This is a genomic window from Variovorax paradoxus (genome assembly GCF_040544635.1).
GTDB lineage: Bacteria > Pseudomonadota > Gammaproteobacteria > Burkholderiales > Burkholderiaceae_C > Variovorax > Variovorax paradoxus_R.
Window position 1 is genome coordinate 42,562 of the sequence record NZ_JBEPKJ010000008.1, and the last position, 22,696, is coordinate 65,257.

At 68.0% G+C, this 22,696-nt stretch carries 16 protein-coding genes; all 16 read right to left on the bottom strand.

Annotation, left to right across the window (positions count from 1 at the left end):
- Positions 1 to 3: 3 nt before the first annotated feature.
- The gene (locus tag ABIC94_RS14860) at positions 4 to 1,071 is read right to left on the bottom strand and encodes a hypothetical protein (protein WP_354373770.1); all 1,068 of its coding nucleotides are present in this window, start codon (positions 1,069 to 1,071) and stop codon (positions 4 to 6) included.
- Between the two features lie 2 nt (positions 1,072 to 1,073).
- On the bottom strand, positions 1,074 to 2,126 hold the full coding sequence (locus ABIC94_RS14865; RefSeq protein ID WP_354373771.1) for a DUF2169 family type VI secretion system accessory protein: 1,053 nt from the start codon (positions 2,124 to 2,126) through the stop codon (positions 1,074 to 1,076).
- 13 nt (positions 2,127 to 2,139) lie between these two features.
- The gene (locus ABIC94_RS14870; protein ID WP_354373772.1) at positions 2,140 to 2,631 is read right to left on the bottom strand and encodes a DUF6484 domain-containing protein; all 492 of its coding nucleotides are present in this window, start codon (positions 2,629 to 2,631) and stop codon (positions 2,140 to 2,142) included.
- A gap of 3 nt (positions 2,632 to 2,634) precedes the next feature.
- Complete coding sequence (locus ABIC94_RS14875; RefSeq protein WP_354373773.1) at positions 2,635 to 4,980, bottom strand: type VI secretion system Vgr family protein; 2,346 nt, start codon at positions 4,978 to 4,980, stop codon at positions 2,635 to 2,637.
- A 66-nt stretch (positions 4,981 to 5,046) separates the two neighbouring features.
- Positions 5,047 to 5,442 carry a DUF4150 domain-containing protein gene (locus tag ABIC94_RS14880; RefSeq protein ID WP_157611791.1) on the bottom strand — a complete coding sequence of 132 codons (396 nt, stop codon included), beginning with the start codon at positions 5,440 to 5,442 and terminating at the stop codon, positions 5,047 to 5,049.
- 10 nt (positions 5,443 to 5,452) lie between these two features.
- Positions 5,453 to 6,106 (bottom strand): DUF3540 domain-containing protein, encoded by a 654-nt coding sequence (locus tag ABIC94_RS14885; protein WP_354373774.1) that lies wholly within the window; start codon positions 6,104 to 6,106, stop codon positions 5,453 to 5,455.
- A 36-nt stretch (positions 6,107 to 6,142) separates the two neighbouring features.
- A complete protein-coding gene (locus tag ABIC94_RS14890; protein ID WP_354373775.1) occupies positions 6,143 to 7,195 on the bottom strand; it encodes a pentapeptide repeat-containing protein in 1,053 nt (350 codons plus the stop codon).
- Positions 7,192 to 9,846, bottom strand: coding sequence for a DUF2169 family type VI secretion system accessory protein (locus ABIC94_RS14895; protein ID WP_354373776.1), 2,655 nt, complete (start codon positions 9,844 to 9,846; stop codon positions 7,192 to 7,194). The genes ABIC94_RS14890 and ABIC94_RS14895 overlap by 4 nt, the downstream gene beginning before the upstream one ends.
- Positions 9,847 to 9,889: 43 nt before the next feature.
- Positions 9,890 to 12,751 (bottom strand): type VI secretion system Vgr family protein, encoded by a 2,862-nt coding sequence (locus ABIC94_RS14900; RefSeq protein WP_354373777.1) that lies wholly within the window; start codon positions 12,749 to 12,751, stop codon positions 9,890 to 9,892.
- A 41-nt stretch (positions 12,752 to 12,792) separates the two neighbouring features.
- On the bottom strand, positions 12,793 to 15,498 hold the full coding sequence (gene tssH / locus ABIC94_RS14905) for a type VI secretion system ATPase TssH (RefSeq protein WP_354373778.1): 2,706 nt from the start codon (positions 15,496 to 15,498) through the stop codon (positions 12,793 to 12,795).
- A 39-nt stretch (positions 15,499 to 15,537) separates the two neighbouring features.
- Complete coding sequence (gene tssG / locus ABIC94_RS14910) at positions 15,538 to 16,689, bottom strand: type VI secretion system baseplate subunit TssG (RefSeq protein WP_354373779.1); 1,152 nt, start codon at positions 16,687 to 16,689, stop codon at positions 15,538 to 15,540.
- Positions 16,686 to 18,578: a type VI secretion system baseplate subunit TssF gene (tssF, locus tag ABIC94_RS14915; protein ID WP_354373780.1), complete on the bottom strand. Its 1,893-nt coding sequence runs from the start codon at positions 18,576 to 18,578 to the stop codon at positions 16,686 to 16,688. The genes tssG and tssF overlap by 4 nt, the downstream gene beginning before the upstream one ends.
- A gap of 10 nt (positions 18,579 to 18,588) precedes the next feature.
- The gene (gene tssE / locus ABIC94_RS14920) at positions 18,589 to 19,104 is read right to left on the bottom strand and encodes a type VI secretion system baseplate subunit TssE (RefSeq protein ID WP_354373781.1); all 516 of its coding nucleotides are present in this window, start codon (positions 19,102 to 19,104) and stop codon (positions 18,589 to 18,591) included.
- On the bottom strand, positions 19,097 to 19,939 hold the full coding sequence (locus tag ABIC94_RS14925; protein ID WP_354373782.1) for a type VI secretion system accessory protein TagJ: 843 nt from the start codon (positions 19,937 to 19,939) through the stop codon (positions 19,097 to 19,099). Before ABIC94_RS14925 ends, tssE begins: the two co-directional genes overlap by 8 nt.
- A 25-nt stretch (positions 19,940 to 19,964) precedes the next feature.
- Positions 19,965 to 20,531 (bottom strand): type VI secretion system tube protein Hcp, encoded by a 567-nt coding sequence (locus ABIC94_RS14930; RefSeq protein WP_354373783.1) that lies wholly within the window; start codon positions 20,529 to 20,531, stop codon positions 19,965 to 19,967.
- 45 nt (positions 20,532 to 20,576) lie between these two features.
- Positions 20,577 to 22,601, bottom strand: coding sequence for a caspase family protein (locus ABIC94_RS14935; RefSeq protein WP_354373784.1), 2,025 nt, complete (start codon positions 22,599 to 22,601; stop codon positions 20,577 to 20,579).
- Positions 22,602 to 22,696 lie beyond the last annotated feature (95 nt).

The window sequence follows — 22,696 nt, forward strand, 5'->3', positions numbered from 1 at the left end:
GGCTCAGCCTCCCATCGATTCAGTGCAGCGCACCAGCACTGCCCCGCGTTCGCCAGACTCGGAACTGCCCCACACCATCGACAGCGGTCCCTTGGCGTAGCGCTTGCGATGGGCGATGACCGCCAACGCGACGTGCAGCAGCGAGCCCGCCGCACCCACGTCGCCCCAGCAGTCGGCTGGCGCGACAAAGTCCGACGCTGCACGAAAGTGCTCCCCGGTGCGCAGCGTGGCAAAGCCGAACTCGTCGGCCCGGTAGGGCTCGCCGTTGAGATCGCAGAACACGTTGTGCACCTGCTCGCCGGGCGCAAGGACTTGCAGCGCCGCGCGGAAGGCCTGAGTCAGGCCCTCGCCGACGCACACCTCGTCGGTCTTGATGAGCCTGGACTCCATGCCGATGCCGACCGACACCAGTTCACCCAACGGCGCGATGCCGCACAACTGCGCCAATCGGGGCGTGCCGAATAGCACCGCGCCAGCGGCCTCGCCGGGAATGAAGCCCCAGGCATTGTTGAGCGGGCCGCCGCCGTGAAGCTGATCGCAGGCTTCGACCCATTCGAGCGTCTCGGGTGCGAGGTACGAGTCGGTGCCCGCCACCACGCACGCATCGAAGGCATCACGCGCGCAACCGGCCTCGGCGGCGGCCATGGCCATGTGGCCCGCCGCATGGCCGACCTCGAAGCGCGCGATGCGGACGAATCGGTCCTCCATGCGCTCCCGGATGGCCGCCAGCACGTCATCGGCCAAGGCATCAGGCTGCCCGGGGCGCGGCGGCGGCAGCGCCAGTGCAAGGCCGATGCGCGGCGTCAGGTTTCCGCCAAGCTCCGTCAATGGTGCCAACGCCTCCTCGATGGCCGGCAGCAGCAGCGCGCCCAGGCGTGCGGCACCGTCGAGGCCCACGTCGAGCCAGGGTGCCCGCGCGATGCGCATCGACTCGCCGGCCGTGTCGACCACGTACGGATGCTCGGAGAAGCCGCACACGCCGGCCCGCGCCGCCGCGGCGCTGGCCCATGCATCGCGCCCTATCGGGGTGCTGGCGCCGAGCCCGAGGATCTGCAATGCGTTGCCGGCCATGCTCAGGCCTCCACCGCCTGCCCGGGCGCCGTCTCGCCCAGGCGCAGCAGCCGTTTCTCGACGATGCGCGTCTTCAGCAGCTTGTGAACCTTGGGATGGCAAGGCAGCGCGCTGTGCCAGACCAGCGAAACACGCATCGCTTCCGGCTCGAGGATCACGGTGTGCAAATGCGGCCGCTCATGCAGCACCTGCGTGTCATCGGAGAAGAAGGTTTCGAGGCCCAGCAGCACGCGCGGCAGCGTGAAGCGGATCTCGGGCTGCGGCGCCAGATGCACCATCAACACCGGCTCGTCGCCCGCAAGGAACTGCGGCGCCTGCTGGTCCACAGATGCGCACTGGTAGTGCCGGTCATCAAAGTCCACCGGCAGCAACGGCAACCGATCCCGCTGCCACGCCTCGCCATACGTTCCCGCGAACCCCGCGCGCGGCTGCCAGTGGTTGCACAGCGGCCCGAATCCGGCGGGCTCGGGCCGGTCGCTCCATGTCTGCACGCACTGGTCCGGATACTCGATGTTCGGCAGCCGCACGCCTTCCGCATGCGCAGCCTCCGTCACGAAGCCCGTTCCAACCGGGTTGCGTACATCGAATTGCGGCAATGGTGCATCGCGCGTCCACGGGTCGACGCCGCCATACGCCCGCTCCCACACCAGCGGCATGGCGCTGAAAGGCTCGGGCTCCGATGGCACGCCGCCGAGCCATACGCGGTCGCCGGTCACGCGCAGGCGCTTGGCGACGGGGCCGACGCGCAGGCCCACGTCGAGCTGCGTCACGGGCACGCCGCCGGGCGCATGCGCCTGGCCGATCAGCAGCACGTCGGTGGTCAGCTTGGTGCGCACCAGGTCCATCTCGTAGAGCAGGCTCGGCTGGGGCGCGGCCTCGTCGACGAAGACGGGTGCCTGCGCGACAGGCGGCTGTTCGGCCGCGACACTCGTCTCGCCTTCGGGCGAAATGTCGAAGCTGCACTTCACCGCAACCAGCCAGATCTCCGCGCCGTTGCGGTCGCGCACCCAGGTGCGTTCGGCGGCATAGGGCGTGCGGTTGTCGAGCTGCCACATGGCGCATGCCTTTTCAGTTGATGCCCACGTAGGCACCCTTCACACGGTTGGCGCCGCGCGAGCGCGAGAGCACGTAGGTGCCGTTGATCAGCACCTTGCCCGCGCGCGTGAGCACGATGCTGGCATCGCCGCAGCGCAGCTCGATGCGCTCGCGCGCCTGCAGCACCACGCGCTCGCCGTCCACGTTGGCGTCCACGCGCGCAGCATCGGCCGCCGGTGGTGCTTCGGTGTGCAGCGGCTGCACACGCCCGACGATGACGGGGTGCCGCGCCTCGCCCTTCTCGAAGGCCACGACGACGGCCGCGCCGGCATCGCCGGGCGCGAGGCCGACAGTCGACAGCGCCTGCACCGGCGCCATGCCTTCGCCCAGCGTGACAAGAAAGCGCCCCTCCGCATCGAAGCCGGCAAAGGTGGCCACCGCCACGCCCTGGCCCGACAGCTTCGACCATGCGGCCACGCTGTGCAGCAGGCTGCGCGCGCTCTGGAGATCGGTGTGGTCTTCCACGGCTCAGTCCTCCCCCAGGTTGGAGCCCTTGATCTTGATCGAGCCCCCGGCCTTGAACGATGCGCTGCCGTCGGCCTTGATGGTGATCTTGGCGCCCTTGATGGTGATGCCGCTGGCGTTCATGACGATCTTGCTGCCGCCCGCCTTGAGCATGATGGTGGGCGCCTCGACCATGCAGATGGCACCGGCCTTGATCTTGATCGGCCCCTTCGATGTTTCGGAGATCACCGCCGCCGAGAGCTTGTGCGGGCCGCCCACGGTGATGGACTGCAACGCACCCACGCTCACTTTCTGCAGGCCGCCCACGCTCACCATCTGCGCGCCGCCCACGCTCACGGTCTGCACGCCTCCCACGTTGATGGCCTCGCCCGCACCCACGCTGTGCATGCGCCCGGCGCCCACGGTGTGCGCCTCGGCCACCGAGATGGTGGTGGTCTGCACGCCGTTCACGGTATGGCTGCGTCCACCGTTGATGGTCACGGTTTCGCCGCCGTTCACGGTTTCGGTCCGGTGGCCGCCGATGGTGATGGTTTCGGTGCCGCCCACCGACTCCTCGCGGTTCGCGCCGACTGAAATGGTCTGGTTGGCCCCGATGCTCTGGGTCTGGTTGCTGCCCACGGTCTCCGAGTCGTCGACGTCGACGGCGTCGGTGCGGTTGTTGTGCACGGTGGTGGTCTGGTCGTGCTCCACCGTGGTGTTCATGTCGTACTGGCCGTGGATGGTCACCTTCTCCTTGCCCGCGGTGTCGTCCATCGACAGTTCGTTGTAGCCCTTGCCCTTGTGCGTGTTCGACTTGATGCCGCTCACCACGGCGCCCGCCGGCAGGCCGAAGGGCGCCATCGATTCGCCGTTGTAGAAGCGACCGACGATGACGGGCTGGTCGGGGTCGCCGTCCAGAAAATCGACGATCACTTCCTGGCCGATGCGCGGAATGCTGACCGCACCCCAGCCCTTGCCGGCCCAGGGGTGCGACACGCGCACCCAGCACGAGCTGTTCTCGTCGTTCTTGCCGTAGCGGTCCCAGTGGAACTGCACCTTCACGCGGCCGTGCTCCTCGGTCCAGATCTGCTCGCCGCTGCGGCCCGTGACGATGGCACTCTGGGGGCCGGGCATGGTGACGCGCGGCGTCAGGCGCGGCGGACGCCATGGAATGTTCAGCGGAATCAGCGTGAGCAGAAAGCCGCTGCTCGCACGCTGGCCGTTGCGCAGCGCCGGCGTCTCGGCGATCAGGTCGCCCACCAGCTCGCCCAGCCCGGTGTTGACGGGGTCGTCGGCCAGCGCGTCGTTCAGCACCACGTCGATGGGGCGCTGGCTCTCGGTAATGTCCGCGCCCTCGTAGCCGGGGTGGCTCGCGACGAAGGTGCAGGCTGCGATCAGGTAGTCGCCGTCGTGCTTGCCGTCGGGGTCGCCCTTGAACGCGAAGCTGCGCCCGGCCGTCACGTCGGGCCAGGCGGTCAATGCCCAGTGGCGCTGCCGCCGGCCGATGAGCTCGTCGAGCCGCAACTGCGCCAGGTTGTCGGTGTCGTCGCCCGAGGCATAGCCGCCCGGGAACTCGAACACTTCCAGGTCCGACAGCTCGTGCGTGTCGGGGTCGCCCTTGTCCGCGTACAGCTGCTTGCTGATGACCTTGAAGTCCCGGTCGCGCGATGCGAACTTGCCCGATTCGAACTGGCGCGAACTGATCCAGCGGGTGATCTCGTTGAAGCGCCCTTCCGACGCATCGCGCTCGGCATGGTGCAGCGTGTCGGCAACGGGCAGTTTCTCGTGCGCCAGCGTGCTGGTGTCCGACAGGTGCAGGGTGCCGGGTGCGTCGTGCGCGTCGAACCAGTAGTAGATGCCCTCTTCTTCCAGAAGGCGCGAAAGAAACTGGTAGTCGCTCTCCCGGTACTGCACGCAATAGCCGTGGGGCGGATGGGGGCCGACCACGCCGCCCGACTTGATCTTCTTGAGACTCCCGACGGGGCTGTCGTCCAGCACGGCGTCGATCACATCCAGCACCGGCTTGTTCTGCAGGATGCGCGCGTTGACGCGCTTGCTCAGCAACCAGAACCACGAGCGCAGGCTGATGCGGTATTCGATGAAGCGCCCGCGGTGCCCCACGCGCGTGAAGCGCACCGCGTGCCCCTGGCAATGCCGCTTGTGCGTGCCGCCGTCGGCATCGGCGAACTCGATCGCAACATCGAAAGCGCGGCCCAGCACGTCCGCGGCATCGATGCTTTCCTTGTCGGTCAGCACGGTGAGTTCGTAGGCCGACGGGCGCGCCAGCACCTCGTGGCCCACGATGCGCCAGAACATGAGCTTGTCGACGATGGGCGAGTCGCCCTGGATGCTGAACGTGTGATCGGTCATGCTTCCCATCCCTTTTTACGTTCTCCCTCCCGAACCTCGCCGCCGTTCTTCCGGCGGGCCGTGCGCCTAAGGCGCCAGCAGCAGCACCAGCGCCTGGCTCGGCACGAGCCGCACTCCCGGGCAGTTGGTGCTGTTTTGCAGCGACACGCTGGTCATGCGCGTGGCCGGCATGCCGTTGAGCAGCACGGTGAACGCGCCGGTCACATGCCGCGATGGCCCCATGACGGTGCCTGAGGCCACGCCCATGTTCACGCCCGAGTTGTCGCCGTTGGTCATGGGAATGGTGGTCCCCAGGTTGTGCGCGGGCATGCACATGAAAAGAATCGTTGGGCAGTTCGGAATGGCCATCGGCCCCATCGCGATGTTGGGGTACGGAATGGGCACCGGCCCCGCGGGCGTGGGCGTGAGGCACACGTCGGGAAAGCCCATGTCGGTGCCCATCATCTGGCAGTTGGCGAACATGGCGGGCCTCCTAGCCGAAGTGGATTTGCGCGCCCCGCGCCTTGACCAGCTGCTCGCCCTCGATGAGGGTGTGCTCGCCGTGGACCTGCAGCAACTGGCGTGCCTGCAGCTCCATGTGCCCGGCCTGCGTGCGGTCCAGGCCGTCGGTGCTGCGCATGTACTGCTTGCTGTGGTGGTGCACACGGTCGAACAGCGTCGACAACGTGGCGCCGATCGCCTTGATGGCGCCGCCCACCAGGTTCAGGCGCTCGCCCATCACGTCGGCCTGCTCGCAACTCAGGCGCACCTGCGGCGCGGCCATGTGCAGCACCTCCCGCGCATTGGCACTGACGGTGGGCGCGCTCAGTTCGAGCCTGCCCTGGCTTTGCAGCACCACGTCCTGCGCGCCGCTGCGCTCGAGCACCGCCATCACCCACCATTGGCGCCGGTCGTCGAGCAGGGCCGCGACGGTGTCGCCCGCCTGCACCGCCACCAGGCAACTGAAGGCCTGGCGCGCGCGGACCTCCTGCGCGCCCTCGTCGTCGACGCGCAGGCGCAGCCCCTGCGCGGGCTCGGCAAGCACGATGGCGCGATGCCAGCCGGCTTGCGCCGGCGCCCCTGCTTCGGTGTGCTGCGTCGGCTTGGGGCGTGCCGTGGCTCGGCGTGCGGTGAAGGTGGCGGTCATGATGGCCTCATAGGTGGATGGCGTTCGCGCGGCGCTTCAGGCGGCAGCCCACTGCTCGGCGCGCGCCAGATCGGGATCGGTGCCCAAGGCCCGGCTTCTGTCGGTGGCCTGCACGTCTTGCAGCTGTGCGCGATGGAAGACGGCGCGAAACAATTCGGCGTCGCGCAGGTCGGCGCCCTGCAGGTCGGCATGCCGGAAATCGGCATAGGTGCAGTCGGCCCCCGCGAACACCGCGCGTGTCAGCTTGGCCTGCGCGAAGTGGCACTGGTGCAATTGCGCGGCGCCGAAATGAGCACCCGGCAGCGCGGCCTCGGTGAAGAGCGCCTGGCGCAACTGCGCCTTGGTGAAGCGCGCGCCCTCACCCTTGGCGGCGCAGAAGACGGCTTGCGGCGCCTGCGCGCTGCTGAAGTCGCAGCCATTCAGGGTGCTGCCCTGAAAGTTGCATTGCCGCAGCTTCGCACCCGCGAAGCTGCTGCCGCTCAGGTCCGCATCGGCGAACTGGCAAGACTCGTAGCTGCCGCCATCGAAGCGCATGTTCTGCAAGCTCGATTTCGAGAAGACCACGCGGGTCATCGGCGCACCCGCCCAGGTCATGAGGCTGAGGTCGCACCCGGTTAACACCGTGTGCATCCACTGCGAGTGGTCGGCGTTGACATCGATCAGCTTCGACTGCGAGAAGACCGCGGACTCGAGGTTCGCGCCCTGCATGCCGGCATGGTCGAGCGCGCAGCCATGGAACCTGGCCATGGCCATCGACGCCTCGCCGAACTGCGCATGCGTCATCTCGCATTCGTTGAAGGTGGTGGTGTGCAGGTTGGCGCCGCGAAAATCCGCGTGGCCGAGCTTGCACCGGTTGAACACCGCATGGCGCAGGTTGGCGCCCGCGAACAGCGTGCCGCTCATGTCGCACTGGTCGAACACCGCTTCGCGCGCGTCCGCCTCGCGCAAGTCGGCGCCGCTCCAGCGGCACTGCGTGAAGATGCCGCCGCCCAGGAATACCCTGTCGTAGTGGCCGCCGCTGAAGTCCTGGCCCTCGAAGGCCTCGCCCAGGCCGGCGCCCAACGAAAGGAGTTCGGCGCTTACCTTCATGCCGCCCCTCCCCCGGCGTTGCCCGCCGCCGCCGCATCGCGCGCCGCGGCGACGGCCTGCTGCTCGGCGCTCAGGCGCGGCCAGGTACGGCTGCGCGTGAGCAGCGCACCGTCGAACTGCGTGTCGCCGCTCAGCGCCACCCGCGTGAGATCGGTGCCGAAGAGGTTGGCGCGCCGGAAGTCGGCGCCGATCAGGTTGGCGTAGCTGAAGACGGCATCGTGAAAGTTCGCACCGGCCAGCCGCGCACGGCTGAAGCGGGTCTTGCGAAAGAGCGCTCCCTTGGCCGAGGCCAGCCGCAGGTCGGCGCCCTGCAAGTCGGCCATGCCGAGGTTTGCTCCGTCGAACAGCGCCTTGGGCGCGCGCAGGCCGATGGCACTGCATTCGCCGAGGTTGGCGTTCGACAGGTCGGCGCCGCTCGCGTCCAGCCCGTCGAGCACGGTGTTCTTCACGAACACCGCGCCCTTGGCACGCGCGGCAACCATCCGCGCGCCCTGCAGTTGGCAGGTGACGAAGGTGGTCGACTGCAGCAACGCGCCCGAAAGGTCCACGCCGCGCAGGTCGCACTCGATGAAATTGGCGCTGCTCAGGTCGGCTTCGCGCAGGTCCAGGCCCTGCATCGCGAGCTTGTAGAAGACATTGCCGGCGAGCTGCGCGCCGCTCCAGTCGGCAACGCCCCACTCCGTTTCGAGCAGGTTGGCGCCGGCCAGGTTGGTGCGCCGCATCTGCGTGCCAGCCAGCGGCGTGTGCATCAGCATGGCGCCGCCGAGGTTGGAGCGGTCGAACACCGCACCGGCGAGCCGCGCACGGCCCAGGTTGGCGCCGGTGAAGTCCGCCTCGATGGCCATGCAGCCCTGCATGTCGGCATGCGCAAGCACCGCGCCGGCGAACTTGCAGCCCGATATGTTGGCCTTGCTGAGGTTCGCGCTCTCCAGCCAGGCGCCCGAGAAATCGAAGCCGTGCAGGTCGAGCCCGGACAGGTCGACACCGGTGAGATCGATCCACGGCAGAGTGCGGTGTCCTTTCTCGGCCAGCCATTGCACTTCTTGCCGGCGCCTGGCCCCCTCCTCGCCCTGGAGTGCGAAGGCCGGCGGCTGCATGTGGGCCGACTGCAGGTAACCCAGGCGCTCCGCGCCCTGGCGGTCGCGCAGCTTTTCCAGCAACTGGGCCTCGGGCATCGGCAGCTTGCCGAACTGGGCCTTGAGTTCGGCCAGTTGCTTCTCGGCGGTGTAGAGCGGCGGGCCGCGATGAACCAGCTCGGCCATGCGCTTCCTGTCACCGTCGCTCAGGGCCAGCAATTTCTCGAGCTGGGTCAGCATGTCTTGCGCCACCGCGAGTTGCTGCGCGTGGGCCTCCTTCTGGCTGGCCTTGACGTAGGCTGGCAGTTCGGCCAGGGTCGGCGGCTTCTCGCGCACCGGCGGCTTCAGGCCCAGTGCGTCCGGGTCCTTGCCGAAGGCCACGGCCTTCTCGCGCGCAAGGGCCACGTCGATCTCCGCGCGCCGGAACTGCGCATCGGCCTGGAGGCCGTCCATCTTGTAGACCTCGGAGGCCTTTTCGAACTCGGGGTCGAGGGTGTCGATGTCCTCGGGCACCAGGTCGGCATCGTTCAGGCTTTCGACGCCGCCATGAACCGGGTCGGTGCGCCGGGCGAGCACGTCGGCATAGTGGGCGTCGCCCCTCGGCTGGCCCAGGCGCTCGACGGCCGTCATCAGGTGATCGATGTCGCTGCCGTCGTACTCCGCCACTTCGGCCAGGCCGTGCCAGATCAGCAGCATGCGCTCGACCTCGGGGAAGAACCACACCGTGGTCAGCCGCATCGGCACTTCCTTGAACTTGTGCGGCTCGGCGCCCGCTGCCACCTGCTCGGGTGGCAGCCTGTAGTTGGCGAACACGCGCGCCCGAAGCCCCGGCAAGCAGCCCTCCAGCAACGGCTTGGAGGGGTGGAGATTCTCGAGCGCGAAGGCCTCGTCGCCGCGCAGGGGCGCGTCGAGCCACTGGTCGCGCGGCGCCATGTTGAAGTGGCGCCAGTCCACGTCGGGCGGAAAACCCGGCGCGTGCAGCTTGAGGTAGTTCTCGTCGTAGGTGCCGCGAAATGCGGCGCGCTGCGGGTGCATCAGGTCGAGCGCACCGAAGCCGGCGGGCTGCACCACGTCGCCCGGCGCGGTGATGCGCGAGTGCGGCAGCTCCAGCGGCGGCAGCCAATGCACGCCGCCCAACGCCGCGGCGCCCATGCCCAGCGGGTTGTCTGCCACCGACGGGCCGCCGTACGCATTGGCCCAGTCCAGCGCCACCGGCTGGTAGACCTCCGACTGCACCAGGCGTGCGCCGTCCCAATAGCGCGGCGAAAAGGCCATCACCGCCTTGCCCGCGTTGCCCAGGCGCACGCGCGCCACGGTGCCGCGCGAACCGGCCTCGCCCGCATGCACGCGGCCGGTCACCAGGTATTCGGGCGTGAGCTTGGCCACGCCTTCGTCGACCAGCGGCACCGCCATCAGCTTGGTGATGCAGTCCCACATCGACTGCTCGCGCAGCAGGCCGCCGCCCTCCGGCGACATCGGTGCGAACAGCATCGTGCTGACGCACAGGCCGGCCTTGGACCGGTACTCGATCGGCCGAAAGCTCAGTGCGGCGACATGGGGCTTGAGTATCTGCATGAAGAACGGGTGGTTTCCTGCGCGCGGCTGTGCGGAGCAGCGCTCAATCGGCCGACGCCGGCGGCGTGGGCAGGCCCTTCGATGCGGCCGGCTGGGGCGCCGCGGTGGGCATCTTCGACGAGCCCGCGGCTATCTTCGAGCCATTGCCCACAACGGCATCGGGCGGTGCGCCCAGCTGCTTGTCGTCCGTGTATTGCGCGGCCTTGTCGGCCGGTGCCGAATGCAGGCGAATGTTGTCGGGGTTGGCCCAGCCGTTGTCCCTGCGGGCTTCGGCAATTCCCTTGGCGGCGTTGAGGCGCGATGCCATGCCGTTCAGCCCGAGGGCCTTCGCCTGCGTCGCGGCCTCTTCCAACGCGGCCGCCGCGTCCGTGTACTGCTGGTTGGTGGCCTTGATGTCGGTGTAGGCGGCCGCAATCGAATAGGCGACCGCGCCGATTGCAGCGCCGATGGACGCGCCCATGGCAAACGCCCCACCGGCTCCACCGCCGGCACCGCCGCCGGGCATGATGACCTTGGCCTGCCGCTGCTCCACGTCGACGGGCGAAATGCTCAGGTCCACGCCCGCGAAGCCGAGCTTGAGCGCCGCCGCGGTTTCCATCTGCAGTGCCAGGCACGAAGCCATGCTCAGGCCCATCATCGTGTCGATCGACAGCCCCATGAAAGTCGAGCGCGCCATGCCCATGTTGGCTTCGCTGTTGACGCCGATGTAGCCGCTGGAGTTGGGGCCCAGCACGGTGGTGTTGGAGCCATTCGACGTGGCGTTGATGTTGCCCACGGCGAACATCTCGAGGTTCGAATTCGACACCGCCTTGATCGAGTTGGCGAAGATGCTGTGCGCGCCGACGCTCGCGTCCACGCGGTCTGCGTTGGTGGCCAGCTTCAGCTCGCCGACTGAACTTATTGCGATGTTCGCACCCGAGGTCAGCGCAACCGCGCCCACCGAATTGACCGTCATCGACGCCGAGGTCTGCGAGAACGCGCCCACGGTGGTGAGGGTGTAGGTGCTGTTGGTGTGCGAAGTGACCGCACCGTTGACCACCGTGTCCTGCTTGCCCTTGGTGCCGACGGTCTGGTTGCCCAGCGTGGTGGTGAAGGTGTCGGCGTCGAACTTGTTGGTCTGCGCCTGAACCACGTGGTTCATCTGCGTCTTCATGACCGTGTGCTCTTCCTTGCCCTTGACCATGATCGTCCGGTGGCGGTCGACAGTCAGGCTCTGGTCGTGCATCACATGGGTGGAGTCGTCGTTCTCCACCGTGGTCGCCATGTTCTTCTCGGCGTGGATGTTGAGGAGCTCGTGCCCCTTCTTGTCCTCGAACATGATCTCGTTGTAGTTCGCGGGCCCGCCGCCCGGCGTGGAGCGCGTCTTGAAACCGCTCTGCGTGGGCGACTTGTACGGAATGGGCTGGTCGTCGTTGTAGACGCGGCCGGTGATGACCGGCCTGTCGGGATCGCCGTTCATGAACTCGACGATCACCTCCTGCCCGATGCGCGGCGTGAAGTAGCCGCCCCAGCCCTTGCCGGCCCACGGCTGCGAACAGCGGATCCAGCAGGTGGCCTTGCCGTCTCCGTCGTTGTAGCGGTCCCAATGGAAGTGGACCATCACGCGGCCCTCGTCCACATAGAGCTCCTCGCCTTCGGGGCCGCAGACGATAGCGCTCTGGGGTCCCGGCATCGTCACGCGCGGCGTCAGCCGGGGCGGGTGAAAGGTGCGCTCGACCGGCAGCGCGGTGACCAGGAAGGCGCTGGCACCGCGCGTGCCGGTGCGCAGCGACGGATGCCGTTCGATGAGCTCGGTGAAGGCAGCCATCGCATCGGCATTGACCGCGTCGTCGAGGATGGCCTCGGACAGCAGCGCTGCGACCGATTGCGGCGCCCCGGCATCATCGGCGCCTTCGTAGCCCTGATGGCTCGCCACGAACACGCAGCCGCCGATGACGTACTCGCCGTCGCGCAGGCCGCCGCGGTCACCCTCGAACTGGAAGCTGCGGCCGGCCGCCACGTCGGGCCAGCCGGTGATGCCCCAGTGGCGCTCGCGGCGTCCGTCGAATTCCTCGAGATGCACCTTGACCGCGGCGTCCACCTCTTCTCCGGTGAAATAGTTGCCCGGGTACTCGAACACCTCGAGATCCGAGAGTTCGCTCCTCTCCTGCACGTCCACTTCCACGCTCAGCGGCTTCTTGATCGCCTTGTAGTCGACGTCGCGCGAGGCGTATTTGCCGCTGTCGAAGCGGCGCACGTCGATCCATTCGCTGATCTCGTTGAAGCGCGCTTCGCTCACGTCCGGAGATGCAAAGCGCAGCTTGGCCTCCACCGCGAGCTTCTCGTGGGCGATGCCGCTCGCGTCGGAGAGGTGCATGGTGCCGGGCGCGTCGTGCGCATCGAACCAGTAGTAGATGCCCTCGGCCTCCATCAGGCGCGAAAGGTAGTTGTAGTCGCTCTCCTGGAACTGCACGCAGTAGCGCCTGGCCGGATGCGTACCCACCACGTTGTCGGTGCGCGTCTTCTTGAAGCGCTTGATCGGACTGTCCTCGAACACCGCGTCCAGGATTCCGAGCACCGGCTTGTCCTGCAGGATGCGCGAGTTGGTGCGCTTGGTCAGCAGCCAGAACCACGAGCGCAGCCGTATCTGGTAGCGGAAGTAGCGCCCCACCTGCTGCCCGCGGATAAAGCGCACCGCATGCCCCTGGCAGTGGCGCTCGTGCGTTGCCCCGTCCGCATCGGAGAACTCGATCACCACGTCGAAGGCATGGCCGAGGATGTCCTTGGCATCGACGAAGGCGTTCTCCGAAAGCACCGTGAGCTCGTAGGTCGAAGCCCTCGCCAGCGCCTCATGGCCTGCGATGGACCAGAACATGAGATCGCCCTTGGCGGGCGACTCGCTCTCGATGCGGAATTCATGGGACATGTGTTGTTCTCTTCAGGCGTTGCGTCCGGCGGCAAGAGGCGCTAGTCGAAGGCGTAGGTAAAGTCGGAGTCCTTCACGTCCAGCGCCACGCGGCGGATCTCGCCGCCCGACGCCAAGCGTTGCAGGTACTCGACCGAAATCGTCGGCAGCACGGTGTTGGTCAGGATCGCGTCGATCACGCGGCCGCCGGACTCCGGGTCCTGGCAGCGCGCAACCACCTGCTCGACCACCGCCTCGCTGTACTCGAAGGGCACACCGTGGTTGGTTTCGACACGCTTCTTGATGCGGCCCAGCTGCAGCCGAACGATCTTCTTCATCATCTCGGGCGACAGCGGGTAGTAGGGAATGGTGACGATGCGGCCCAGCAGCGCGGGCGGAAACACCTTCATCAGCGGCGCCTTGAGCGCATCGGCCAGCGCGTTGGAATCGGGCAGCAGCTCGGGATCGCGGCACATGCTCATCACCAGCTCGCTGCCCGCATTGGTGGTGAGCAGGATGATCGTGTTCTTGAAATCGATCATGCGGCCCTCGCCGTCTTCCATCCAGCCCTTGTCGAACACCTGGAAGAAGATCTCGTGCACGTCGGGATGGGCCTTTTCCACCTCGTCGAGCAGCACCACGCTGTAGGGCCGGCGGCGCACGGCTTCGGTGAGGATGCCGCCCTCGCCATAGCCCACGTAGCCGGGCGGCGCGCCCTTGAGCGTGGAGACGGTGTGCGCCTCCTGGAACTCGCTCATGTTGATGGTGATGATGTTCTGCTCGCCGCCGTAGAGCGCCTCGGCCAGTGCCAGCGCGGTCTCGGTCTTGCCCACGCCCGAGGTGCCGCAGAGCATGAAAACGCCGATGGGTTTCTGCGGGTTGTCCAGCCGCGCGCGAGACGTTTGAATTCGGCGCGCGATCATCTCCAGGCCGTGCTTCTGGCCGATGACGCGCTGGTTGAGCGTGTCGGCGAGCTTGAGCACCGCCTCGACTTCGTTCTTGACCATGCGGCCGACGGGAATGCCGGTCCAGTCGGCGACCACCGAGGCCACGGCCTGCTCGTCGACCGAAGGAAGAATCAGCGGCGACTCGCCCTGCACGGCATGGATCTTGTCTTGCAGCTCATGCAGTTCGGCCAGCAGAGCCGTGCGATCTGGAGAGGCGGCAATGCCATTGCCTTCCTGGCCGCCTTCGGCCGCCGATGCATCCACCGGCTTGTTGCCCGCGCGTAGCTTGCTGCGCAACTCAAGCAGCCGGTCGACCAGTCCTTTTTCTTCCTGCCAGCGCGCATTCAAGCCTTCGAGCTGCAGCTTCGATTCGACCAGCAGCGCTTCCACCTGCGCCGAGCGCTTGGTCACGTCAATGCCGATGGTCGCCTCGCGGCCGATGATCTCCTGCTCGACCGTGAGCCCCTCGATGCGGCGCATGCAGTCTTCCACCTCGGGCGGCGTGGCGTGCTGCGACACGGCCACGCGGGCACATGCCGTGTCGAGCAGGCTCACGGCCTTGTCGGGCAGCTGGCGCGCGGGAATGTAGCGGTGCGAGAGCTTCACGGCCGCTTCGATGGCTTCGTCGAGCAATTGCACGCGGTGGTGCTTCTCGAGCACGCTGGCCACGCCGCGCAGCATCAAAATGGCCTTCACCTCGTCGGGCTCGGGCACCTGCACGACCTGGAAGCGCCGCGTGAGTGCCGGGTCTTTCTCGATGTATTTCTTGTACTCGGCCCAGGTGGTGGCGCCAATGGTGCGCAGGTTGCCGCGCGCCAGCGCCGGCTTCAGCAGGTTGGCCGCGTCGCCGGTGCCAGCCGCGCCGCCCGCGCCCACGAGCGTGTGGATCTCGTCGATGAAAAGAATGATGGGCGTGGGCGATGCCTGCACCTCGTCGATCACCTGACGCAGGCGCTGTTCGAACTCGCCCTTCATGCTCGCGCCGGCCTGCAACAGGCCGATGTCGAGCGTGAGCAGCTTCACGTCTTTCAGCTGCGGCGGCACGTCGCCGCGCGCAAGGCGCTGCGCGAAGCCTTCGACCACGGCCGTCTTTCCGACACCCGCCTCGCCGGTGAGCAGCGGATTGTTCTGGCGGCGGCGCATCAGGATGTCGACGATCTGGCGAATTTCTTCGTCGCGCCCGGTGATCGGGTCCATCTCGCCCTTCTTGGCCTTCTCGGTCAGGTCGACCGCGAACTTCTTCAGCGCATCGCCCTTGCCCATGGCGGCCGGCGCCATCGCGCCCGAGTCTTCGCCCGGCGCGCCGCTGCCCATGCCGGTGCCGTCCTGCGCGCGCATCTGCGATTCGGGCGAAGGGTCGCAGATCTTCACGAAGTTGTCGGCCAGGTCCTCGACCTTGATCTTCTCGAACTGCTTCGACAAACCGAAGAGCGGATTGCGCAGGCTCTGCGTCTTGAGCATGCCCACCAGGATGTAGCCGGTGCGCACCTGCGCCTCGCCGAACTGCAGCGTGGCATAGGTCCAGGCGCGCTCGATGGCGTTCTCGATGTGCGGCGAGAAGTCGCTGATGGCGGTGGCGCCGCGTGGCAGGCGGTCGAGCGCGGTGGTCATGTCCTTGGCGATGACCGACACGTCGAGCCCGTAATGCTGGATCACGCGGTGCAGGTCGGAGTCTTGCGCCTGCAGCAGCTGGGCGAACCAGTGCTCCAGCTCCACATAGGGATTGCCGCGCATCTTGCAGAACACGGTGGCGCCTTCGATGGCCTTGTAGGCCAGCGAGTTGAGTTTGCCGAAAAGGGCGGTGCGGCTGATTTCACTCATGGAGGACTCCGTATCTCTTCAAGACGAATGAAGCTGGGTTTATTGAAGTGGAAGTGGCAGTGCGTTCGCCCGCCGGTTCGCTCCCGCCGGCTGGCTTGCGATGCGGACATCCGCCGCGTCGCGCGAGCGCGGCCGCTGCCCGAGCCACGCGGTCCATCCGAGGCGCGGCGCATTGCCCTTCGCCTGCCCCAGGCGCGTGGGCGGCACCTGCGCGCCCTGCAGTGCAAGCTGTGCATCCCACTCGAGCTCGTCGCCGAGCAGTTGCTGCATCCAGCGCTGCAGCACGGGCTGCGCATCGCCGATGGGAAGGAACATGCGGTACTGGTCGAGCGTGAGCGGGCCCACGTGCAGGCGCACGCGGTGCTGCCGGTCCCACGCGCGGGTGCCGAGCATGGCGCCCATGCCCATCGAACGCGAGGTCTCGCCCTGGCCAAGCCGCGTCAGTTCGCCGGTGGGCAGGCTCATCCAGTGGCCGACCCATCGTTCGAGCTTCACGGGCACGCCGAAGTAGCTGCACAGCACCGCCTGAACGCCTTCGACGTTGTGCACCCGCCGCGCCAGCCAGCCCGAAAAATGCAGGCGCGCGTCGTCGTGCACCTCGTCGCGCCCGATGCGCCCCGGCGCGCCGATGCCGACCAGCGCGCCGACCTGCAGCCTGAACCGGTCTTCATCGGGCCGGTCGAGCGCCACGGCCGGACGCGACTGCGCCCAGGCCCGATAGAAGTGCAGCGAGAAGCGGTGCGAAAAGCTGTCGAGAAAGGCCAGCCACGTCGGGTCGCCATGGTTGATGCTGCGCTCGCGAATGAAATCGCTCAGGTGCACGGGCAGCGGACCGTTGGGGCCGATGTAGCTGAAGAAATGCTGGCGCAACCGCGGCGGCGAGTCCGCGGTGGCCGCCTCGAAGCGGCTGAAGCTGGCCGGCGCGAACGAAAGCGATGGCTCCTGCCCCACGCGCACCGGCTCCGCGCTGGGCAAGAGCGCGCGGCCCCAACGCGGCGTTGTTCCGGCGATGGACTCCAGCCGGCGAAGCACCGCGAAATAGTCGAAGGCCCACGGCTCGGCCGACCACCCGCGCAGCGCGTTGTCGACGCGAACGTTGACTGGCTCCCCCGGGCTCGCCGCTTCGCGGACTTCGCCTCCCCCCTCGCGAGCGAGGGGGCGAGCGCCTTCGGGTGGCCGAGCGGCGCTCACAGAATCTGGCGTGTCCCGCACAGCGGCCTCCAGCGCATGATTTCTCCCTTGCCCGCAATGCGGAGCACGGCCTCGACGAAGTGGTTGACCTCCACGTGGCGCGCCAGGTAGTGCGCCATCACGGCACCGAAAAGAAAAACGCTGTGGCCGTGGAATGCGTCCTTGTCGACTTCGAGCGTCACTTCGAGGCCGCGTCCGAACGCGATCGGTCCCGGCAGCGGCAGCCTGCGCGCCACCGGCTTGCTCTTGACCGACAGCAGGCCGCGCACTTGTCCCTGGCGCATTTCGTCCGCGTGCGCGGCGTAGAGCATCAAGGTCTCGCGCAACGCGGCCGCCCCCTGCTCGGGCGTGCTGTCCGAGAGCGACAGGTAGTTGAGTGCCAGGTGGTCGACCACGCGCCAGCCCAGCCCCTGGCTGACCACCGGCGACACCGGCCGCGAAGGGCCGCGCACCATGCGCACGCGCTGCGCCGGAAAGGAGTCGATGCAATCGAAATCGTTGTCGCGGCCCAGCGGCATCAGCAGCGCCAGGTCGCGGTTGGTGCACAGCGCCGTCACCGCCAGCTGCCGCAGCGCAGTGGCGTACGGTGCCTGCTGCGGATCGACAATCTGCATGTAGACCTCGGAGCCGATGTGGCTGCTGCGATGCCCCTCGGTGCGCTGGCGCACCGAGAGCATGCGCGGCTCGCGCGTGGTCGTGTAGTAGGCCGGGTGCGCATGGCGGCTGCCATGAAAAGCCGAGTAGAACGGACGAAACGACTGTTCGGCCGCGGCCTCCGCCACGCCGGGCGCACCGTGGCCGGTGACCTCGGTCACGGTGTGCACCTCGAAGTCTTGCGGCCGCGTGCGGTCGGGCACCAGATGGAACTGGCTCACGCCCTCCGACACCGGCACGCGGTCGAGCCGCTTGCTGAAGAGGTTGACCACCGGCACGCAGTGCAGCTGCACGTTGTCGGCGCTCACCAGCTTTTCGAGCGCCGCATCGCCGCGCGAGAACAGCAGCACGATTTCAACTTCCGTCACGGCCATGTCCGCCAGAAGCGGCAGCAGGCCGCCGATGCGGGCGAACTGGAATCGCTGCGGAAACGCGAAGTACTCCTGCAGCAGCCTGAAGCCCGAGAAGCCGGTGGCCGTGACCGGCAGCAGCGCCTCGTCTTCCTCGAAGCCCACTGCCTTGATGGCGCTGCCGGGCAGCGTCTTCATCGCGCCCTGCATTGCGCCGCCAGCCGCCATCGGCCGCACCAGCACACCCACCGGCTGCCCGAGCGCGCACTCGTGCAGTTGCCATGCAACATCTTCGGCGCCGCCGAAATGCAGCACGAGCTCGTCCATGGCAATCTGGCTGAAGTTCAGCCCGGCCGTCGCGCGCAGCGCAATGCGCAGCCCACCGCGAATCGCACGCGACTGCGGGTGCGCATTCAGCGGGAGGTCCGGCGCGTAGGTGAAATACTGGGCCCGCAAAACTTCGATGGGCCAGACGCGCAGCGCGCTGGCGGTACGAAATTCGCAATGCGTGTTCTGCCCCACGGCCTGCCGCGCGCGCAGCCCGCTGCCGCGCGGCAGCGTCGGGCCGGTGGCGAGCTTGGCGTCTTCGGCGTCCGGCACCACCGACACGATCGCCATGGCCGGCGTCGGCGCCAGGAAGTGCGGATAGACGATGTCGAGCAGGTGGCCGGTGAAGCGCGGGTATTCGGCGTCGAGCTTCAGCCCCACGCGCGCCGACAGGAATGCCGTGGCCTCGATCAGCCGCTCGACGTACGGGTCGGCCACTTCCTGGCCTTCGATGCCGAGGCGGTGCGCAATCTTCGGAAAGGCGCGCGCAAACTCGGAAGAGCTCTCGCGGAAGTAGCGCAGTTCCTGTTCGTACAGGCTCAGCAACCGGGGGTCCATGGCGGCGGACTTATCTTTGGGCTTGCGCCATGTCCACGATCTCTATGCGGCCTTCTTCCAAGTCGACGCGGCTGCGCATCAGGAACTCGAGCGGCACGGGCTGCGCCCACAGCATGCCGCGAATCTGCAGACCGATGCTGTTGTGGGAGTCCAATGCCGAGCCTTCCATGACGAGTTCAACTTCGAGAGTGCGGGACAGGATGCGTGGCTCGAACTGCAGGATTGCGTTCTTCAAAGCCTGCTCCATGCTGACACGCTGCACCGACGAGGTGTACTGGCCAGACAGCATAGGCAATCCGTAATTGATGACGGAGCGCGCCGCATTGGGAAAGCGCTTGTCGTCCATCGCGAGCCCATAGCCGGTGGCGTTGAAGAGCCAGCCGAGGTCGCGCAGCACGGCCTGGCGCAGCGCCTGCTTGGTCAGCGTGCGCTTGTCGTCGCTCTCGAGCTTCTCGTCCGGCGCATGGTCGACAAGGCGGTCGAGCAGCGACGGCTGCAGCCGTTCCTGCGCGGTGAGTTCAGCCATCGGTGCCGTCCTCCGACGGCGTGCTGGCTTCCGCGGTGGCCGTGGTGGCCGGCGTGAACAGGATCTCGCGCACGTCCATCAGCGCGTACTCGCCGGCATCGCTGCCCAGCACGCGCTGGCCGCTGCCGATCCACACCTCGGGCCGCAGTTCGCGCCATTCGGTCTTGCGCGCAAGCTGCAGTTCGCCGTCTTCGCTTTTCTCGCTGCCCTCGTAGCGCGTGGGAATCAGCGCGAGCGTCTCGCCGCCGTTCTCGAACTCGAGGTGCGCGGGCATCCAGACGCAATCGCGCAGGTCTTCGGGCGGCTCGATCTTGATGTGCGCAAGCCGCGCGTAGGGAATCCAGTAGTACTTGCCGTTGACGAAGGCTTCGAGCACCGGGCCCAGCCGCATATCGGCGTCGGCCAGCCACTCGAAGGGTGCGCCGTCGATGGTGCCGCCGATGGCCGGCGCGGCCTCGAAGGCGCGCTGGCGCAGGTCTTCGGCCATGGCCTCGTCTCCGCGCCCCTGGCGCAGCAGCGACTCGATCAGCAGCGCCAGCCATTCGTCGGGCTGCCCGAACACCATGGGCGTGCGCTTGCCCGCGAACACCTCGGCGCGCAGGCCCTCGCAGCGCACGGCGTCGCCATACACCTGCTTCATCGGCACGGCCAGCGCGTCGAGCTCGGCCGCCACGGTGAGCTGGTTGAGCGCGCGCTCCCACTGGCCGAGCACGCAGAGCAGCTGCGCCATGAAGACGCGGTGCTTGCTGTCGGACGGCTTCGCGCGCACTTCGTCGCTCAATGCCTGGAGCGCGGCCGCCGGATCGGCGGCCTTCAGCAGTTCGGATGCGGTCATGGTGTGGTGCCCAGGTTGGTGTCGATCACTCGGCGGACTCGAAGACGCACTCGCGCACCGCGCCGCGTGCGCCTGCGTCCCTTTGCGGTGCCGAGCGGATGCTGAAGCGCCTGAATGCGAAGCTGATGATTTCCGTCGGTACGCCCAGCACGGTGTTGGTGAGCAACATGTGGCTGGTCACCCGCACCTTCTCCATGGTGAACTCCAGCATGGCCTGGGCCTCGGTCGACTTGATATCGCCGCCCGACTTGTAGACGCTCACGATCACCTTGCCGGCTTCGGCATTGACTCGCAGCAGGCTCGCGATGGAGGCCGTGGCCGCATCGGTCCGACGCACGACGATGAAGTTCGTCAAGGCGCGCGCCGCCGCGGCCCGGCCGGATTGCGAGTTCTGATGCCCGCCCCAGAAATAGCCGGCGATTTCCATGCGCGGCTTGCCGTCTTCGAACTGGCGCGCCAGCTCGCCCTCGATGGGGGTGCCCGAGTGCTCGATCATCATCACGAGGTCGCAGCCGCTTCCCGCTCCCAGCGCGAGATCGAGCATGCGCAGTGCGTCGTCGGGATCGGGTACGCCGTTGGAAGTCATGGACATGTGCTTCTCCTTGTCTGTGTGTGATTCGGTGGATGTGTGTGTGGGTCAGGGTGTGGCCGCGCTCGTCCATCGCAGCATGGCGCCGTACACCTGGCGCTCGCGCTCGGGCGTCAGTTGGCCGCGCACCCGCAGCTCCGCGGTGTTGGTTGCGGCCTCCGCAGCGCCGACGCCGAACAGCCGCGGTGCGCTGCGGGCCTGGGCCGGCGTTGCCAGCACCAGCAGCCTGGCCGCGCGGCCGGGCTTGAGCCACGGCAGCGCAAAGCGCTTGGAGGCCGGCGACTCGCGCGTGCCGCGCTCGAAACGATTGGCTTCGCCGAGGTCTTCGGGATAGACGGATCGCAAGACGCCCTCTGCATCGACGCCGATCACCACGAGGTCGATCGATTGGCCGCTGCTGTTGCGAACCGTGAGTTCGGCGCGCTCCCCCGGCCTGAGCTGCAAGGCGGTGCCGGCCGTGTCGCGCGCGTTCGCGCTGCGCAGCACGCGGCTCTCGTCGCGCACTTCGAGCACGGCGTCGAAACCGTCGAGCCGCCCGTCCTTCGCCAGATCCGAGAGGCGCGACATCCATTTGAGTTGCGCCAGCGCCTGGAGCCGCGCCCGCGCTTCGGCCGGGTCTCGCACCACGATGCCGGCCGGTGCAGTGCCCGGTTCCGCAGGCGCCGCGAGTGCGGGAGACAGCACATCGAAACGCCCGCCCGCTGCACCCAGGTCGACCCAGCGCACGTCGGCCTGCCCCTCCCCCGCGGCACGGATGGATGCGGGGTAGTCGAGGCTGAGCCCGCCGGGCAAGGCCGAATCGCTGCGGACCCGCAGTGCCGCGGAGGCCGGCTCCGCCATCGGCGTCACGCTCCACGAGGTGGCCTGCGCCAGTTCGCCCAGGGCCGCGGGAACAGGCAGCCGCGCGCTGCCGGTATCTACCTGCACCAGCCTGCCGACCGCCGTGCGCTGAATGCCATCGGCGAGGGTGGCGACGATGCGAACGTCCTGCCCCGACTCCAGCCCGTCGAGCAGGCCGACCTTCAGCGTGAGGCTGCCGCCCGCGCGTTCGGCACGCCAGACGGGGCGCGTCGACAGGGGTGCGGCGGCGTTCGAGAAGATCGGCAAGTCGAGGTTGCCTTCCGCGACCGGCGACGGCAGCTCGCGCGCGGGGAAGCGCGACTCGAGCTCTTCGATGACGGGCGGGTAGAGGTCCAGCATGCCGTTGAACAGGTCGCGCCAGGTCGCCGGTTTTTGCTGCAGGGCTTCGGCCACGGCCCAGGTCAGCAAGCCCTGCGGGCGCGCGTTGCGGGCCTTGCGCGGCAGGCGCAGCTCGGGCGTGACCTGATGGCTCTCCGAGGCGAAGAAGGCCACATAGCGCGCGCGGGGCACGGCGGCTGCGGTCTCGGGCAGCGCCTGTGCCGGCATGGATGCGGCGATGGGTGCCGGTCCGGGCCCGCTCGCCGCCAGCTGGTTGGCGCGCACGCCGCGAAAGCGCACTTCGTCGTCCGCGGGGCCGGCGTCTTCCATCGGCCGGGCCGCGCCGCGCGTCATCGAGGCCGCGGAGCAGGTGTCGAACACCGACCAGACGAACACGTTCCTGGCCAGGAAGGCGCGTATCCAGCGGTCGAAATCGACATCGCGCAGGCCGCCCGGCAAGCCGCTGCCGGATGCGTCCACGCCTCGGGCATCGCGCGCCAGAAAATTTTCCGCCAGGCCGTCCGGCTCCTGATAGCGCTTGGTGCTGTCTCGCAGCCGCGTGCCGTGGCCGGAGAAATAGAGCATCACGAAGTCGCCGCTTCTGGATTGCGCGAGCAGCCGGCCGAGCGCATCATGGATGGCCTGCGATTCGGGCAGCGCCGCGCCGCTCACGCCGTCGGCGAGCACAGTGATATCGGCGGCCGCGAAGCCCTGCTTCTGCAGTGCGTCGCGCATCAGCATCACGTCGTTACGCGGCGCCTGCAGCCAGAGCGGCTGCGGCTGGTTGACGAGCTCGGAAACGCCGACGAGCAAGGCCCGCTGGGTTGCAAAGGCGGCGTTGCCGAAAACCAGCAGCACCAGCGACAACAGCAACTGCAGGCTACGCGATCGCATCGCTCCTTCCCCTTCCGGGGGAAGGCTGGGATGGGGGCAGGCAGAGCGCCCGATGGATACGCCGCGCGCCCCCACCCCTGCCCTCCCCCGGCGGG

Bases quoted from the DNA above. Each gene is read 5' to 3' on its own strand.
- ABIC94_RS14860 (WP_354373770.1), bottom strand. From the start codon at position 1,071: ATGGCCGGCAACGCATTGCAGATCCTCGGGCTCGGCGCCAGCACCCCG.
- ABIC94_RS14865 (WP_354373771.1), bottom strand. From the start codon at position 2,126: ATGTGGCAGCTCGACAACCGCACGCCCTATGCCGCCGAACGCACCTGG.
- ABIC94_RS14875 (WP_354373773.1), bottom strand. From the start codon at position 4,980: ATGACCGATCACACGTTCAGCATCCAGGGCGACTCGCCCATCGTCGAC.
- ABIC94_RS14880 (WP_157611791.1), bottom strand. From the start codon at position 5,442: ATGTTCGCCAACTGCCAGATGATGGGCACCGACATGGGCTTTCCCGAC.
- ABIC94_RS14885 (WP_354373774.1), bottom strand. From the start codon at position 6,106: ATGACCGCCACCTTCACCGCACGCCGAGCCACGGCACGCCCCAAGCCG.
- ABIC94_RS14890 (WP_354373775.1), bottom strand. From the start codon at position 7,195: ATGAAGGTAAGCGCCGAACTCCTTTCGTTGGGCGCCGGCCTGGGCGAG.
- ABIC94_RS14895 (WP_354373776.1), bottom strand. From the start codon at position 9,846: ATGCAGATACTCAAGCCCCATGTCGCCGCACTGAGCTTTCGGCCGATC.
- ABIC94_RS14900 (WP_354373777.1), bottom strand. From the start codon at position 12,751: ATGTCCCATGAATTCCGCATCGAGAGCGAGTCGCCCGCCAAGGGCGAT.
- tssH (WP_354373778.1), bottom strand. From the start codon at position 15,498: ATGAGTGAAATCAGCCGCACCGCCCTTTTCGGCAAACTCAACTCGCTG.
- tssF (WP_354373780.1), bottom strand. From the start codon at position 18,578: ATGGACCCCCGGTTGCTGAGCCTGTACGAACAGGAACTGCGCTACTTC.
- tssE (WP_354373781.1), bottom strand. From the start codon at position 19,104: ATGGCTGAACTCACCGCGCAGGAACGGCTGCAGCCGTCGCTGCTCGAC.
- ABIC94_RS14925 (WP_354373782.1), bottom strand. From the start codon at position 19,939: ATGACCGCATCCGAACTGCTGAAGGCCGCCGATCCGGCGGCCGCGCTC.
- ABIC94_RS14930 (WP_354373783.1), bottom strand. From the start codon at position 20,531: ATGTCCATGACTTCCAACGGCGTACCCGATCCCGACGACGCACTGCGC.
- ABIC94_RS14935 (WP_354373784.1), bottom strand. From the start codon at position 22,601: ATGCGATCGCGTAGCCTGCAGTTGCTGTTGTCGCTGGTGCTGCTGGTT.